This window comes from Kitasatospora sp. GP30, from assembly GCF_029892145.1.
GTDB classification, from domain to species: Bacteria; Actinomycetota; Actinomycetes; order Streptomycetales; family Streptomycetaceae; genus Kitasatospora; species Kitasatospora acidiphila.
In genome coordinates this window covers 236,455-250,977 of the sequence record NZ_JARZAH010000004.1, presented here as the reverse complement: position 1 = coordinate 250,977, position 14,523 = coordinate 236,455, and the positions used below count along the sequence as shown (strand labels likewise).

13 protein-coding genes are annotated in these 14,523 nt (G+C 71.0%); all 13 read right to left on the bottom strand.

Features of this window, described 5'->3' with window-relative positions:
* Nucleotides 1–81 precede the first annotated feature (81 nt).
* Nucleotides 82–1,278, bottom strand: coding sequence for a methionine adenosyltransferase (gene metK, locus P3T35_RS09215; RefSeq protein ID WP_101383819.1), 1,197 nt, complete (start codon nucleotides 1,276–1,278; stop codon nucleotides 82–84).
* Between the two features lie 226 nt (nucleotides 1,279–1,504).
* The gene (coaBC, locus tag P3T35_RS09210; protein WP_180356746.1) at nucleotides 1,505–2,725 is read right to left on the bottom strand and encodes a bifunctional phosphopantothenoylcysteine decarboxylase/phosphopantothenate--cysteine ligase CoaBC; all 1,221 of its coding nucleotides are present in this window, start codon (nucleotides 2,723–2,725) and stop codon (nucleotides 1,505–1,507) included.
* A gap of 80 nt (nucleotides 2,726–2,805) precedes the next feature.
* On the bottom strand, nucleotides 2,806–3,072 hold the full coding sequence (rpoZ, locus tag P3T35_RS09205) for a DNA-directed RNA polymerase subunit omega (RefSeq protein WP_035840778.1): 267 nt from the start codon (nucleotides 3,070–3,072) through the stop codon (nucleotides 2,806–2,808).
* 34 nt (nucleotides 3,073–3,106) lie between these two features.
* Nucleotides 3,107–3,664 carry a guanylate kinase gene (gene gmk / locus P3T35_RS09200; RefSeq protein WP_101383817.1) on the bottom strand — a complete coding sequence of 186 codons (558 nt, stop codon included), beginning with the start codon at nucleotides 3,662–3,664 and terminating at the stop codon, nucleotides 3,107–3,109.
* Between the two features lie 105 nt (nucleotides 3,665–3,769).
* Entirely contained in the window at nucleotides 3,770–4,096 is a 327-nt protein-coding gene (gene mihF / locus P3T35_RS09195; RefSeq protein ID WP_035840782.1) for an integration host factor, actinobacterial type, read from the bottom strand.
* Nucleotides 4,097–4,387: 291 nt separating this feature from the next.
* A complete protein-coding gene (gene pyrF / locus P3T35_RS09190) occupies nucleotides 4,388–5,236 on the bottom strand; it encodes an orotidine-5'-phosphate decarboxylase (RefSeq protein WP_101383816.1) in 849 nt (282 codons plus the stop codon).
* 48 nt (nucleotides 5,237–5,284) lie between these two features.
* Nucleotides 5,285–6,379: a quinone-dependent dihydroorotate dehydrogenase gene (locus P3T35_RS09185; RefSeq protein ID WP_101383815.1), complete on the bottom strand. Its 1,095-nt coding sequence runs from the start codon at nucleotides 6,377–6,379 to the stop codon at nucleotides 5,285–5,287.
* 59 nt (nucleotides 6,380–6,438) lie between these two features.
* On the bottom strand, nucleotides 6,439–9,747 hold the full coding sequence (gene carB, locus P3T35_RS09180; RefSeq protein WP_101383814.1) for a carbamoyl-phosphate synthase large subunit: 3,309 nt from the start codon (nucleotides 9,745–9,747) through the stop codon (nucleotides 6,439–6,441).
* Entirely contained in the window at nucleotides 9,740–10,897 is a 1,158-nt protein-coding gene (gene carA / locus P3T35_RS09175) for a glutamine-hydrolyzing carbamoyl-phosphate synthase small subunit (RefSeq protein WP_101383813.1), read from the bottom strand. The genes carB and carA overlap by 8 nt, the downstream gene beginning before the upstream one ends.
* Nucleotides 10,894–11,433, bottom strand: a complete 540-nt coding sequence (locus P3T35_RS09170) for a hypothetical protein (RefSeq protein WP_280705164.1) — start codon at nucleotides 11,431–11,433, stop codon at nucleotides 10,894–10,896. The genes carA and P3T35_RS09170 overlap by 4 nt, the downstream gene beginning before the upstream one ends.
* 32 nt (nucleotides 11,434–11,465) lie before the next feature.
* Nucleotides 11,466–12,758, bottom strand: a complete 1,293-nt coding sequence (locus P3T35_RS09165) for a dihydroorotase (RefSeq protein WP_101385482.1) — start codon at nucleotides 12,756–12,758, stop codon at nucleotides 11,466–11,468.
* A gap of 86 nt (nucleotides 12,759–12,844) precedes the next feature.
* Complete coding sequence (locus tag P3T35_RS09160; protein WP_101383812.1) at nucleotides 12,845–13,846, bottom strand: aspartate carbamoyltransferase catalytic subunit; 1,002 nt, start codon at nucleotides 13,844–13,846, stop codon at nucleotides 12,845–12,847.
* A gap of 9 nt (nucleotides 13,847–13,855) precedes the next feature.
* Nucleotides 13,856–14,488: a bifunctional pyr operon transcriptional regulator/uracil phosphoribosyltransferase PyrR gene (pyrR, locus tag P3T35_RS09155; protein ID WP_101383811.1), complete on the bottom strand. Its 633-nt coding sequence runs from the start codon at nucleotides 14,486–14,488 to the stop codon at nucleotides 13,856–13,858.
* Nucleotides 14,489–14,523: the final 35 nt, after the last annotated feature.

Here is a 14,523-nt window from a genome sequence, read left to right as displayed (position 1 = left end):
TACCACAGCGGTCGGACAGACAACGGCGGTGGCCGCCCCCTCGGCAGGGGACGGCCACCACGGTACGGCTCGGACGGGGGCTCAGCCCGCGACGGCGGCCTTCAGCGCCTCGGCGCGGTCGGTCCGCTCCCAGGTGAAGTCCGGCAGCTCGCGGCCGAAGTGGCCGTAGGCGGCGGTCTGGGCGTAGATCGGCCGCAGCAGGTCGAGGTCGCGGATGATCGCGGCCGGGCGCAGGTCGAAGACCTTGGTGACGGCCGCCTGGATCGTCGCCACCGGGACGGTCTCGGTGCCGAAGGTCTCCACGAACAGACCCACCGGCTCGGCCTTGCCGATCGCGTAGGCCACCTGGACCTCGGCGCGGCGGGCCAGGCCCGCGGCGACGATGTTCTTGGCGACCCAGCGCATCGCGTAGGCGGCCGAGCGGTCGACCTTGGACGGGTCCTTGCCGGAGAACGCGCCGCCACCGTGGCGGGCCATGCCGCCGTAGGTGTCGATGATGATCTTGCGGCCGGTCAGGCCGGCGTCGCCCATCGGGCCGCCGATCTCGAAGCGGCCGGTCGGGTTGACCAGCAGCCGGTAGTCGGAGGTGTCGATGCCGACCTCGCGCAGCACCGGCTCCACCACGAACTCGCGGATGTCGGGCGCCAGCAGCGAGTCCAGGTCGATGTCGGACGCGTGCTGGGTGGAGACGACCACGGTATCCACGCGCACGGCCCGGTCGCCGTCGTACTCGATGGTGACCTGGGTCTTGCCGTCCGGGCGCAGGTACGGGATGGTCCCGTTCTTGCGCACCTCGGTCAGCTTGCGGGCCAGGCGGTGCGCCAGGGTGATCGGCAGCGGCATCAGCTCGGGGGTGTCGTCGCACGCGTACCCGAACATCAGGCCCTGGTCACCGGCGCCCTGGCGGTCCAGCTCGTCGTCGACGTCGCCCTCGACGCGGTGCTCGTGCGCCGTGTCGACACCCTGGGCGATGTCCGGCGACTGCGAGCCGATCGAGACCGAGACGCCGCAGGAGGCGCCGTCGAAGCCCTTCTTCGAGCTGTCGTAGCCGATCTCCAGGATCTTCTCCCGGACCAGCTGCGCGATCGGCGCGTAGGCCTTGGTGGTGACCTCACCGGCGACGTGCACCTGGCCGGTGGTGATGAGGGTCTCGACGGCGACCCGGGAGGTCGGGTCGTCCTTCAGCAGGGCGTCGAGAATGGTGTCGCTGATCTGGTCAGCGATCTTGTCGGGGTGCCCCTCGGTGACGGACTCCGAGGTGAACAGGCGGCGAGACACAGCGCTCCCTGGGGTTGCAGCGGCTGCTGACTGAATGCCCCGGTCGGGACCGGGGCATCCGGAAAGACTTGATGCCTTGGAGTGTAACGGTCAGCTATCGGCGTTCAATACTCACTACCGGCCAGTTCACGCGGTCGTCTCAGCCAGTGGTCGTGAAAACGATCACCCGGGGCGGCCCCGCACACCCGGGAACCGTCGGCCGCCCCGGCATCCACCGCTCCCCCGCTCAGCCGAGCCGGGCCACCACCTGGTCCCAGATCGCGTCCGCGAGCTCCTCCTTGGGGCCGGGCGGCACTGGCGTCTCACTGCCGTCCGCACCCAGGATGACCGCTTCGTTGGTATCCGTACCGAAGGCCTTGCCGTCGCCGACCTCATTGACCACCAGCAGGTCGCAGCCCTTGCGGGCCAGCTTGGCCCGGCCATGGGCCAGCACCTGGTCGGTCTCGGCGGCGAAGCCCACCACCAGCTGCCCCGGACGGGTGCGGTCGGCGGACAGCTCGGCCAGGATGTCCGGATTGCGGACGAGGGCGACGGGCGCCGGCTCCTCGCCCTCGACCTTCTTGATCTTCCCAGTGGCATATGCGGCAGGTCGGAAGTCGGCGACCGCGGCCGCCATCACCACCACGTCCGCCTCGGGCGCCGCCTTGACAGCCGCCTCCCGCAGCTCCAGGGCCGTGGCGACCGGGATCACGTCGACCCCGGCCGGCGCGGGCAGCGACACATTGGCGGACAGCAGGGTGACCCGGGCCCCGCGGGCGGCCGCGGCGGCGGCCAGCGCGTAACCCTGCTTGCCGGAGGAGCGGTTGCCCAGGAACCGCACCGGGTCCAGCGGCTCGCGGGTGCCGCCGGCCGAGACCAGCACGTGCCGCCCGGCCAGGTCGGCCTCCCCGACGCCGCGGACCAGCACCCGGCGGCAGGCCGCGAAGATGGCGTCCGGGTCCGGCAGCCGGCCCTTGCCGGTGTCCTTGCCCGTCAGCCGGCCGACCGCCGGCTCCAGCACCACGGCACCACGCCGGCGCAGCGTGGCGACGTTCTCCTGGGTGGCCGGGTGCTCCCACATCTCGGTGTGCATCGCCGGCGCGAAGACCACCGGACAGCGGGCCGTGAGCAGGGTGTTGGTGAGCAGGTCGTCCGCCATGCCGTGGGCCGCCTTGGCCATCAGGTCGGCGGTGGCGGGGGCGACGACCACCAGGTCGGCGTTCTGCCCGATCCGCACGTGCGGGACCTCGTGCACCCGCTCCCAGGTCTCGGTGGCCGCCGGGCGCCCGGACAGCGCGGCCCAGGTCGCCTCGCCGACGAAGTGCAGTGCGGCCGCGGTCGGCACCACGGTCACCTGGTGGCCCGACTCGGTGAACCGGCGCAGCAGCTCACAGGCCTTGTAGGCGGCGATCCCGCCGCTCACGCCGAGGACGACACGGGGCTGGCTCTGGGGAGAAGTCTCGCTCACGCCTTCACCATAGAGCCCGCCCCGGGCGGGAAACAGCAAGGGGCCCACCGGACGGATCCGGTGGGCCCCTTGAAAGGCCGTCAGGCCGCGTCGACCGCCTCGGCGGTCAGCATGCCGGCGTTGATCTCGCGCAGCGCGATCGACAGCGGCTTCTCGTGCACGTGGGTGTCGACCAGCGGGCCGACGTACTCCAGCAGGCCCTCGCCGAGCTGGGAGTAGTACGCGTTGATCTGGCGAGCGCGCTTGGCCGCGTAGATCACCAGGCTGTACTTCGAGTCCGTGGCCTCAAGCAGCTCGTCGATCGGCGGGTTGATGATGCCCTCGGGCGCGGTCATGGAAGAGGACACGCGAAAACCTTCCGAAAGGGTGGAAAACAAAAGGTCAGACTACACCGAGCAAGGCTAGCAGCTCGGCCGTCACCTGCTCGACCGAGGTGTTGACCAGCGTGGTGTCGAACTCCGGCTCGGCGGCCAGCTCGACGCGGGCGGCGGCCAGCCGCTCGTCGATGACGTCCTGCGGCTCGGTGCCGCGGCCGGTCAGCCGGCGCACCAGCTCCTCCCAGCTCGGCGGAGCCAGGAAGACCAGCTGTGCCTCCGGCATCGACTGCCGCACCTGCCGGGCCCCCTGCAGCTCGATCTCCAGCAGGACCGGCTCACCGCGGTCCAGCTTGGCCTCGACGGCGGCCCGGGGGGTGCCGTACCGGTTCCCCGCGAAGACGGCCCACTCCAGCAGTTCGCCGTTGGCGATCAGCTTGTCGAACTCGTCGTTGTCGACGAAGTGGTACTGGACCCCGTCCTGCTCGCCGGGCCTCGGGCGCCGGGTGGTCGCGGAGACCGAGAGCCACACCTCGGGGAACTGCTGCCTCAAATGGGCGACGACCGTGCTCTTGCCGACCCCGGAGGGGCCGGAGAGCACGGTCAGCCGCGGACGCTCACTCATGCACCGATTATCCCGGATCCTGGACGATCCGGAGAACACCGGGGTTCAGTACACCGACGTCAGAACGCTCAGGACGCCGACATCAGGACGTTCAGGACACCGACGTCAGGACGCGGTGCCGCCGAACTCCCGCTCCAGCGAAGCGATCTGGTTGGTACCGAGACCACGGACACGCCGGCTCTCGGAGATGCCCAGGCGCTCCATGATCTGCTTGGCACGGACCTTGCCGACACCGGGAAGGCTCTCCAGCAGTGCGGAGACCTTCATCTTGCCGATGACCTCGTTGTCGGCCTTGCCGGCCTTGATGACCTCGTGCAGGGATGCGCCCGAGTGCTTGAGCCGGTTCTTCACCTCGGCGCGCTCCCGGCGAGCCTCGGCGGCCTTGGCCAGCGCGGCGGAGCGCTGTTCAGGGGTAAGGGGCGGAAGAGCCACGCCGTTCACCTCAGGGTCTGGAAGGAATTGAAGTGCTAGGACATTGGGGTTGAACCAGATGCCTGCCACCGCCCGTCATGGGCGATGACCGCAGGGCGATCCAGCCGCTCTGACCTGCGAGAGCAGCGAGATTTCGCCCCGCCGAGGGCATCTACCGCCGGACACTACCCGCATTGTGCGCCCACGTCAGGAAAAGAAGCCGAAAAGTCCTGGTCAGCACAGGTAGGCCAGGACTTTTCGGGAGAAAACGGCCCGGTTTGAACCGACTTTGCCAGCCGAGTGTGACAGCCCTCACATCGCCGATACGGCCCGGATCTCGTCGATGAAGCGCTGGGCGGCGTCCCGCAGGCCGGTGACCGACGGCCCGTGCTTGAGCACGTCCCGGCTGACGCTGGGCACCACGGCCGGAACCTCGGCGCCGAAGACCCGGGGCAGGTCGGCCATCGTGGCCCCCTGCGCGCCGATCCCGGGGGCCAGCAGCGGGCCGTTGATCGCCAGGTCCACCCCGGCGTCGGCCAGCGTGGCACCGACCACCGCGCCGAACGAACCCAGCGGGGTGGCACCGGCGTTCTCGGCGGCCAGCCGGTTCAGCACCTGCTGCGCCACGCTCACGCCGTCCGGGCCGGTGGCCCGCTGCACCTCGAAGCCCTCCGGGTTGGAGGTCAGGGCCAGCGCGAAGACGCCGCAGCCGTTCGCCCGGGCCAGGTCCAGCGCGGGCTGCAGCGAGCCGAAGCCCAGGTAGGGGCTGACCGTGACGGCGTCCGAGAAGAGCGGGCTGCCGGGGCTCAGGAACGCCTCGGCGTAGGCCGCCATGGTGGAGCCGATGTCGCCGCGCTTGGCGTCCATCAGCACCAGGGCGCCGGCCGCCCGGGCGTCGGCCACGGCGCGCTCCAGCACGGCGACACCCTTGCTGCCGAACCGCTCGAAGAACGCGGCCTGCGGCTTCAGCACCGCCACCCGGTCGGCCAGCGCCTCGACCACGGTGCGGCTGAAGGTCTCCAGGCCGGCCAGGTCGTCGCCCAGGCCCCAGGCGGAGAGCAGGGCGGCGTGCGGGTCGATGCCGACGCAGAGCTGGCCGCGCTCGTCCATGGCGTGGCGCAGGCGCCCGCCGAAGGAGTTGGAGTCGAAGGGGGTGGTCATGGCGTCCTTCACGGTGGGGTTGTAGGGGATGGGTGCGATCTCGGGCCGTCAGGCTCCGGCGCCGACCGCCTCGGTGATGCTCTGGTAGCCGTGCCTGCGCAGCCGGGAGGAGAGGCCCTTGTGGATCCGGCGCATCCAGAACGGGCCCTCGTAGATGAAGGCGCTGAAGCCCTGCACCAGGTCGGCGCCCGCCAGGATCCGCTGCCAGGCGTCCTCGGCCGTCTCGATGCCGCCGACCGAGACCAGCACCAGCCGGCCGTCGGTGCGCCCCCGCAGCCGCCGCAGCACCTCCACCGAACGGTCCTTGAGCGGCGCGCCGGAGAGCCCGCCCATGCCGATCGCCTCGACCTCGGCGGCCGAGGCCCGCAGCCCCTCGCGCCCGATCGTGGTGTTGGTGGCGATGATGCCGTCCAGGCCCAGCTCCAGCGCCAGGTCGGCCACCGCGTCCACGTCCTCGTCGGCCAGGTCGGGGGCGATCTTCACCAGCAGCGGCACATGGTGGGCGGTCGCCTCGTCGGCGGCCTCCCGCACCGCCGTCAGCAGCGGGCGCAGGTGCGAGACGGCCTGCAGGTTGCGCAGCCCCGGGGTGTTCGGGGAGGAGACGTTGACCACCAGGTAGTCGGCGTGCCCGGCCAGCCGCTCGGTGCTCTTGACGTAGTCCGAGACGGCGTCGGCCTCCTCGACCACCTTGGTCTTGCCGATGTTGACGCCGACCACCGGCGACATCGAGCCGCGCTGGCGCTGCGCCAGCCGGGCCGCGATCCGTGCCGAGCCCTGGTTGTTGAAGCCCATCCGGTTGATCAGCGCCCGGTCCTCGACCAGCCGGAACATCCGCGGCGCCGGGTTGCCGGGCTGCGGCTCGCCGGTCACGGTGCCGATCTCGACGTAGTCGAAGCCGAGCATCGCCAGCCCGTCGATGCCGATCGCGTTCTTGTCGAAGCCGGCGCCGAGACCGAACGGGCCGGGCAGGTCGAGGCCGAGCGCATTGGTGCGCAGCGCCTTGTCCTTGGGGGCCAGCACCAGCGTGACCAGCTGCCGCAGGCCGGGCACCGAGGCGGCCAGCCGGATCCAGAAGAACGCCAGGTGGTGTGCCTTCTCGGGGTCCATCTTCCGGAAGACCAGGTTGAACAGAAGCTTGTACACAGGGCTCCTCGCATGGGAATGGGGGGCACCACACTCGGTGCCCCCCATTCAGGATCGGGCTACTTGCGGGCGGAGTTGATCAGCGCCGCGTGCTCCTGGAGCGACATCACCCCGACGTCGCCGCGGGTCAGCGCGTCGATGCCCTGGACCGCCGCGCCCATCGCCTGGACGGTGGTCAGGCACGGCACGCCGCGGGCCACGGCGGCGGTGCGGATCTCGTAGCCGTCCATGCGGCCGCCGGTGCCGTAGGGGGTGTTGATGATCAGGTCGACATCGCCGTCGTGGATCAGCTGCACGACGGTCCGCTCGCCGTTCGGGCCGACGCCCTCGCTGTGCTTGCGCACCTGGGTGGAGGGGATGCCGGCGCGCTGCAGCACCTCGGCGGTGCCGGCGGTGGCGAGCACCTCGAAGCCCAGCTCGACCAGCGCCCGGGCCGGGAAGACCAGGTTGCGCTTGTCGCGGTTGGCGACCGAGACGAACACCCGGCCCTTGGTCGGCAGCGAGCCGTAGGCGCCGGCCTGGGCCTTGGCGTAGGAGGTGCCGAACACCTTGTCGATGCCCATGACCTCACCGGTGGAGCGCATCTCCGGGCCGAGCACGGTGTCCACGCCGCGGCCGTGCACGTCGCGGAACCGCGACCACGGCATCACGGCCTCCTTGACCGAGATCGGGCAGTCGGCGGGCAGCGTGCCGCCGTCGCCCTCGGCCGGGAGCAGGCCCTCGGCGCGCAGCTCGGCGACGGTGGCGCCCAGCGAGATCCGGGCGGCGGCCTTGGCCAGCGGCACCGCGGTGGCCTTGGAGGTGAACGGCACGGTGCGGGAGGCGCGCGGGTTGGCCTCCAGCACGTAGAGGATGTCACCGGCCAGCGCGAACTGGATGTTGATCAGGCCGCGCACGCCAACGCCCTTGGCGATGGCCTCGGTGGAGGCCCGCAGCCGCTTGATGTCGAAGCCGCCCAGGGTGATCGGGGGCAGCGCGCAGGCGGAGTCGCCGGAGTGGATGCCGGCCTCCTCGATGTGCTCCATGACGCCGCCGAGGTAGAGCTCGGTGCCGTCGTAGAGCGCGTCGACGTCGATCTCCACCGCGTCGTCCAGGAAGCGGTCGATCAGCACCGGGTGCTCGGAGATCAGGCCGGCGTGCCGCTCCAGGTAGGAGGCGAGGCTGGCCTCGTCGTAGACGATCTCCATGCCGCGCCCGCCGAGCACGTACGAGGGGCGGGCCAGCACCGGGTAGCCGATCTCGTCGGCGATGGCCTTGGCTTCTTCGAAGGAGAAGGCGGTGCCGTGCTTGGGAGCCGGCAGGCCGGCGTCCCGCAGCACCCGGCCGAACGCGCCGCGCTCCTCGGCCAGGTCGATCGCCTCGGGCTGGGTGCCGACGATCGGCACGCCGTTCTCCTTGAGCGCCTGGGCCAGGCCGAGCGGGGTCTGGCCGCCGAGCTGGACGATGACGCCGGCGACCGGTCCGGCCTGCTCCTCGGCGTGCACGATCTCCAGCACGTCCTCCAGGGTGAGCGGCTCGAAGTACAGCCGGTCGGAGGTGTCGTAGTCGGTGGAGACGGTCTCGGGGTTGCAGTTGACCATCACGGTCTCGTACCCGGCGTCGGCCAGCGCGAAGGAGGCGTGCACGCAGGAGTAGTCGAACTCGATGCCCTGGCCGATCCGGTTCGGACCGGAGCCCAGGATGATCACCGCGGGCTTGGTGCGCGGTGCGACCTCGCTCTCCTCGTCGTAGGACGAGTAGAAGTACGGGGTCCTGGCGGCGAATTCGGCGGCGCAGGTGTCAACGGTCTTGAAAACCGGGCGGATTCCGAGCGCGTGCCGCACCTCGCGGACCACGTCCGGCTTGAGGCCGCGGATCTCGCCGATCTGCTGGTCGGAGAAGCCGTGCCGCTTGGCGTGCCGCAGCAGCTGCGGGTCGAGCAGCTCGGCGGCGGCCAGCTCCTCGGCGATCTCGTTGAGCAGGAACAGCTGGTCGACGAACCAGGGGTCGATCTTGGTAGCGTCGAAGACCTCGCCCGGCGTGGCACCGGCCCGGATCGCCTGCATCACGGTGTTGATCCGGCCGTCGGTCGGCACCTTGGCCTTGGTCAGCAGCTCGGCCTTGTCGCCGGTCTCGCCGACCCAGGTGAACTGCGAGCCCTTCTTCTCCAGCGAGCGCAGCGCCTTGTTGAGCGCCTCGGGGAAGTTGCGGCCCATCGCCATGGCCTCGCCGACCGACTTCATGGTGGTGGTGAGGGTGGCGTCGGCGCTCGGGAACTTCTCGAAGGCGAACCGCGGGACCTTGACCACCACGTAGTCGAGGGTCGGCTCGAAGGAGGCCGGGGTCTGCTCGGTGATGTCGTTGGGGATCTCGTCCAGGGTGTAGCCGACGGCCAGCTTGGCGGCGATCTTGGCGATCGGGAAGCCGGTGGCCTTGGAGGCGAGCGCCGAGGAGCGGGAGACGCGCGGGTTCATCTCGATGACGATGACCCGGCCGTCGTCGGGGTTGACGGCGAACTGGATGTTGCAGCCACCGGTGTCGACGCCGACCTCGCGGATCACCGCGATGCCGATGTCGCGCAGGATCTGGTACTCGCGGTCGGTGAGCGTCATGGCCGGCGCGACCGTGATCGAGTCGCCGGTGTGCACGCCCATCGGGTCGAAGTTCTCGATCGAGCAGACGACCACGACGTTGTCGTTCTTGTCGCGCATCAGCTCGAGCTCGTACTCCTTCCAGCCGAGGATGGACTCCTCCAGGAGCACCTCGGTGGTCGGCGAGAGCGCCAGGCCCTGGCCGGCGATCCGGCGCAGGTCCTCCTCGTCGTGCGCGAAGCCGGAGCCGGCGCCGCCCATGGTGAAGGACGGGCGGACCACGACCGGGTAGCCGCCGAGGGTCTCGACCCCGGCCAGCACGTCGTCCATCGAGTGGCAGATCACCGAGCGGGCCGACTCGCCGTGCCCGATCTTGGCCTTGACGGCCTCCACGACCTGCTTGAACAGCTCGCGGTCCTCGCCCTTGTTGATCGCCTCGACATTGGCGCCGATCAGCTCGACGCCGTACTTCTCCAGCGTGCCGGCCTTGTGCAGGGCGATCGCGGTGTTGAGCGCGGTCTGCCCGCCCAGGGTCGGCAGGAGCACGTCGGGGCGCTCCTTGGCGATGATCTTCTCGACGAACTCGGGAGTGATCGGCTCGACGTAGGTGGCGTCGGCGATCTCCGGGTCGGTCATGATCGTGGCCGGGTTGGAGTTGACCAGGATCACCCGCAGGCCCTCGGCCCGCAGCACGCGGCACGCCTGGGTGCCGGAGTAGTCGAACTCGGCCGCCTGGCCGATCACGATCGGGCCGGAGCCGATGACCAGAACGGACTTGATGTCGGTGCGCTTAGGCACGCTGGCCCTCCATGAGCTGGGCGAAGCGGTCGAACAGGTACGCGGCGTCGTGCGGACCGGCGGCGGCCTCGGGGTGGTACTGAACGCTGAATGCGGGGGTGTCCAGGCACTGCAGGCCCTCCACCACGTCGTCGTTGAGGCAGACGTGGGAGACCTCGGCGCGGCCGAACGGGGTGTCGCTCACCTTGTCCAGCGGGGCCTCCACGGCGAAGCCGTGGTTGTGCGCGGTGACCTCGACCTTGCCGGTGGTGCGGTCCTGCACCGGCTGGTTGATGCCGCGGTGGCCGTACTTGAGCTTGTAGGTGCCGAAGCCCAGGGCGCGACCGAGGATCTGGTTGCCGAAGCAGATCCCGAAGAACGGGGTCCCGCGGCCGAGCACCTCGCGCAGCACCGCGACCTGGTGGTCGGCGGTGGCCGGGTCGCCCGGGCCGTTGGAGAAGAAGACGCCGTCCGGGTTGACCGCGTAGATGTCCTCGGCGGTGGCGTTCGCGGGCAGCACGTGCACCTCGATGCCGCGCTCGGCCATCCGGTGCGGGGTCATGCCCTTGATCCCGAGGTCGACGGCGGCGACGGTGAACTTCTTCGCACCGATCGCCGGGACCACGTAGGTCTCGGTGGTGGCGACCTCGGCGCACAGGTCGGCGCCCTTCATCTCGGGCGCCTGCTGCACCCGCGCCAGCAGCTCGGCCGGCTCGGCCAGCCGCTCGCCGGAGAAGATGCCGACCCGCATCGCCCCGCGCTCGCGCAGGTGGCGGGTGAGGGCCCGGGTGTCGATGCCGCTGATCCCGACCACGCCCTGGTTGGTCAGCTCCTCGTCCAGCGAGCGCTTGGCCCGCCAGTTGGAGGCCACCCGGGCGGGGTCGCGGACCACGTAGCCGGCCACCCAGATCTGCTTGGACTCGTCGTCCTCGTCGTTCCAGCCGGTGTTGCCGATCTGCGGGGCCGTCATGACCACCACCTGGCGGTGGTAGGACGGGTCGGTCAGGGTCTCCTGGTAGCCGGACATGCCGGTGTTGAAGACCGCCTCGCCGAAAGTCTCGCCGATCGCGCCGTACGCCTCACCGCGGAAGGTGCGACCGTCCTCCAGGACCAGCACGGCAGGCACACGCTCCCGCCAGGAGCGCGGCTTGGTGGGGGCAGGTGCGGTCATGGTGTTACGCCTTCCGTCTTCTTCGTACGTGGTGCGAGTTGTTCGATGGCCGTGACCCAGGCCGCGTGCTGGTCGGGGTGGTCCAGCCGCAGACCGGACTCCAGCTCCTTGCCCTGGAGCCGCCAGCCGACCACCAGCAGGCCGGCCGGGACCACCTTGCCGGCGTGGCCGGAGTCGGTCCGAGCGCCCGTCAGCTCCTCGGCGGGCAGCCAGAGGTCGACGTCACCCGGGCGGCGGACCAGCAGCCCGCGCTCGGTCAGGGTCAGCTCGGCCAGGCTGCGGGTGCCCAGGCCGTGCGCCACCACCCGGTCCAGCCAGTTCCCGGCCGTGGTGGTGCCGTGGTAGCGGCCCTTGCTCTCCAGGATGGTGGCGCCGGGCTCGGCCGGCACGGTGGGCAGCTCCGGCAGGTCGGACTGCAGGGTGCGCCGCCAGTTCCAGCCCTGGCGCATCAGCCAGTAGATCAGCGCCACCAGGATCAGCAGGCCGACCGACCAGCCGATGTACGCGGGCCAGTTGTGCACCTGCGCCTTGTGCATCATCAGCGGCGTGCCGGCTAGGAGCGTGCCGCTCACGCCGGCTCGCCCGGCTCGACCAGCTCGCCGGCCAGCACCGTGGCGGTGCCGCGCAGGAAGGTGGCGTGCACGCGACCGGGCAGGTCAAGGCCGCGGTAGGGGGTGTTACGGCTGCGGGTGGCGAAGCTCTCGGGGTTCACGGTGCCACGGTACGCGGGATCGAAGAGCACCAGGTTGGCCGGCTCACCGAGCGAGACGGGACGGCCGTGGCCGGCGAGACGGCCGATCCGGGCCGGGCGGTGCGACATCCGGTCGGCGACGCCCTCCCAGTTCAGCAGGCCGGTGTCCACCATCGCCTGCTGCACCACGGAGAGCGCGGTCTCCAGGCCGACCATGCCCATCGCGGCCACGGCCCACTCGCAGTCCTTGTCCTCGGCCGGGTGCGGCGCGTGGTCGGTGGCCACCGCGTCGATGGTGCCGTCGGCCAGCGCCTTGCGCAGCGCCTGCACGTCCTCGGCGGTGCGCAGCGGCGGGTTGACCTTGTAGACCGGGTCGTAGCTGCGGACCAGCTCGTCGGTGAGCAGCAGGTGGTGCGGGGTCACCTCGGCGGTGACGTCCCAGCCCTTGGCCTTGGCCCAGCGGATGATCTCCACCGAGCCGGCGGTGGAGACGTGGCAGACGTGCAGCCGGGAGCCGACGTGCGCGGCCAGCAGCACGTCGCGGGCGATGATCGACTCCTCGGCGACGGGCGGCCAGCCGCCGAGCCCGAGCTCACCGGAGACCTGCCCCTCGTTCATCTGGGCACCCTCGGTGAGCCGCGGCTCCTGGGCGTGCTGGGCGACGACGCCGTCGAAGGCCTTCACGTACTCCAGCGCGCGGCGCATGATCACCGCGTCGTCCACGCACTTGCCGTCATCGGAGAAGACCCGCACGCCGGCGGCCGAGTCGTGCATGGCGCCGAGCTCGGCGAGCTTCTTGCCCTCCAGGCCGACGGTGACGGCACCGACCGGCTGCACGTCGCAGTAGCCGGACTCCTTGCCGAGCCGCCAGACCTGCTCGACCACACCGGCGGTGTCGGCCACCGGGAAGGTGTTGGCCATCGCGTGCACGGCGGTGTAGCCGCCCTTGGCGGCCGCCTGGGTGCCGGTCAGCACGGTCTCGGCGTCCTCGCGGCCGGGCTCGCGCAGGTGGGTGTGCAGGTCGACCAGGCCGGGCAGCGCGACCAGGCCGGTGGCGTCGATCTCCACGTCGGCCTCGGCGGTCAGGCCGGTGCCGATCTGCTGGAAGGTGCCGTCGGCGATCAGGATGTCCTGCGCCGGGCCGCCGAGGATCTGTGCGTTGCGGATCAGGTACGAAGTGGACCGGCCACCTCGCTGGAGCTCGGCGGCCGCTCCGCTGGGGTCGCTGCTCTCATTGGTTCGCTCGCTGCGCTCGCTCACTTTGCGGCCTCACTCTGGTTGGTGCTGGGGATGTCGGCGAGGGTGGCTCCGCCGAGCAGGAGGTACAGGACGGCCATCCGGATCGAGACGCCGTTGGCGACCTGCTCGACCGCGGTGCAGCGCGGCGAGTCGGCGACCTCGGCGGTGATCTCCATGCCGCGGACCATCGGGCCCGGGTGCATCACCACGGCGTGCTCGGGCAGGCGGGCCAGGCGCCGGCCGTTCATCCCGTAGCGGCGCGCGTACTCGCGCTCGGTCGGGAAGAAGGCGGCGTTCATCCGCTCGCGCTGGACGCGGAGCATCATCAGCGCGTCGGTCTTGGCGAGTGCGGCGTCCAGGTCGTAGGAGACCTCGCACGGCCACCCGGCTCCGCCGGTCTTGGAATTGGGTTCGATGCCGATCGGGATCAGGGTGGGCGGGGCCACGAAGGTGACCTCGGCGCCCAGGGTGTTGAGCAGCAGCACGTTGGAGCGGGCGACCCGGCTGTGCAGGACGTCGCCCACGATGGTCACCCGGCGGCCGCTGAGGTCGTTGCCGAGGCCCGGGTTGAGGTGCCGACGCAGCGTGAAGGCGTCCAGCAGGGCCTGGGTGGGGTGCTCGTGGGTGCCGTCGCCGGCGTTGATCACGCTGCCGTGCAGCCAGTCGGACTGGGCGAGCCGGGCCGGCGCGCCGGAGGCGTGGTGGCGGATCACCACGGCGTCGGCGCCCATCGCCTGCAGGGTGAGCGCGGTGTCCTTGAGGCTCTCGCCCTTGGAGACCGAGGAGCCCTTGGCGGCGAAGTTGATCACGTCGGCCGAGAGGCGCTTCTCGGCGACCTCGAAGGAGGTCTTGGTACGGGTGGAGTCCTCGAAGAACAGGTTGACGACGGTGCGGCCGCGCAGCGTGGGGAGCTTCTTGACGGCCCGTCCGGAGAGCTGGGCGAGCTCCTCGGCGGTGTCCAGGATCAGCAGCGCGTCGTCGCGGCTGAGGTCGGCGGCGGAGACGAGGTGACGCTTCACGGGGGTTTTCTACTCCGGGCGGGTCGGATCGGCGGCGAGTGCCTGGGCTGTGCTCTCCTGGCGCGCGGAGCGCGACGCGGGCGGATAGTCGCGGTCGCCGACCAGCACGGCGTCCTGGCCGTCGCTGTCGGCGAGCCGGACCTGCACGGCCTCGCGCAGTGAGGTGGGCAGGTTCTTGCCCACGTAGTCGGCGCGGATCGGGAGCTCGCGGTGGCCGCGGTCGACCAGCACGGCGAGCTGCACGGCGCGGGGGCGGCCGATGTCACCGAGGGCGTCGAGGGCGGCGCGCACGGTGCGGCCGGAGAACAGCACGTCGTCGACCAGGATCACCAGCTTGCCGTCGACACCGCCGGCGGGGATCTCGGTGTGCTCCAGCGCGCGGGCCGGCTTCAGCCGCAGGTCGTCGCGGTACATGGTGATGTCGAGGGTGCCCAGCGGGATCTCGCGGCCGGTGATCTGGGTCAGCTTGGCCTGCAGGCGGCGGGACAGGTGCACGCCGCGGGTGTGGATGCCCAGCAGCACGACGTCCTCGGCGCCCTTGGCGCGCTCGACGATCTCGTGCGCGATCCGGGTGATCACCCGGGAGATGTCCGCGCCGTCCAGCACCTGGTGCGGCGGACGCGGTGAATCGTTTGTGGTCATGCCGAAGCGGACCTCCTTCCCCGCCTCACGGGACG

Bases quoted from the DNA above. Each gene is read 5' to 3' on its own strand.
- gmk (WP_101383817.1), bottom strand. From the start codon at position 3,664: ATGAGTGAGCGTCCGCGGCTGACCGTGCTCTCCGGCCCCTCCGGGGTC.
- pyrF (WP_101383816.1), bottom strand. From the start codon at position 5,236: ATGACCACCCCCTTCGACTCCAACTCCTTCGGCGGGCGCCTGCGCCAC.
- carA (WP_101383813.1), bottom strand. From the start codon at position 10,897: ATGACCGCACCTGCCCCCACCAAGCCGCGCTCCTGGCGGGAGCGTGTG.
- P3T35_RS09170 (WP_280705164.1), bottom strand. From the start codon at position 11,433: ATGCACAAGGCGCAGGTGCACAACTGGCCCGCGTACATCGGCTGGTCG.
- pyrR (WP_101383811.1), bottom strand. From the start codon at position 14,488: ATGACCACAAACGATTCACCGCGTCCGCCGCACCAGGTGCTGGACGGC.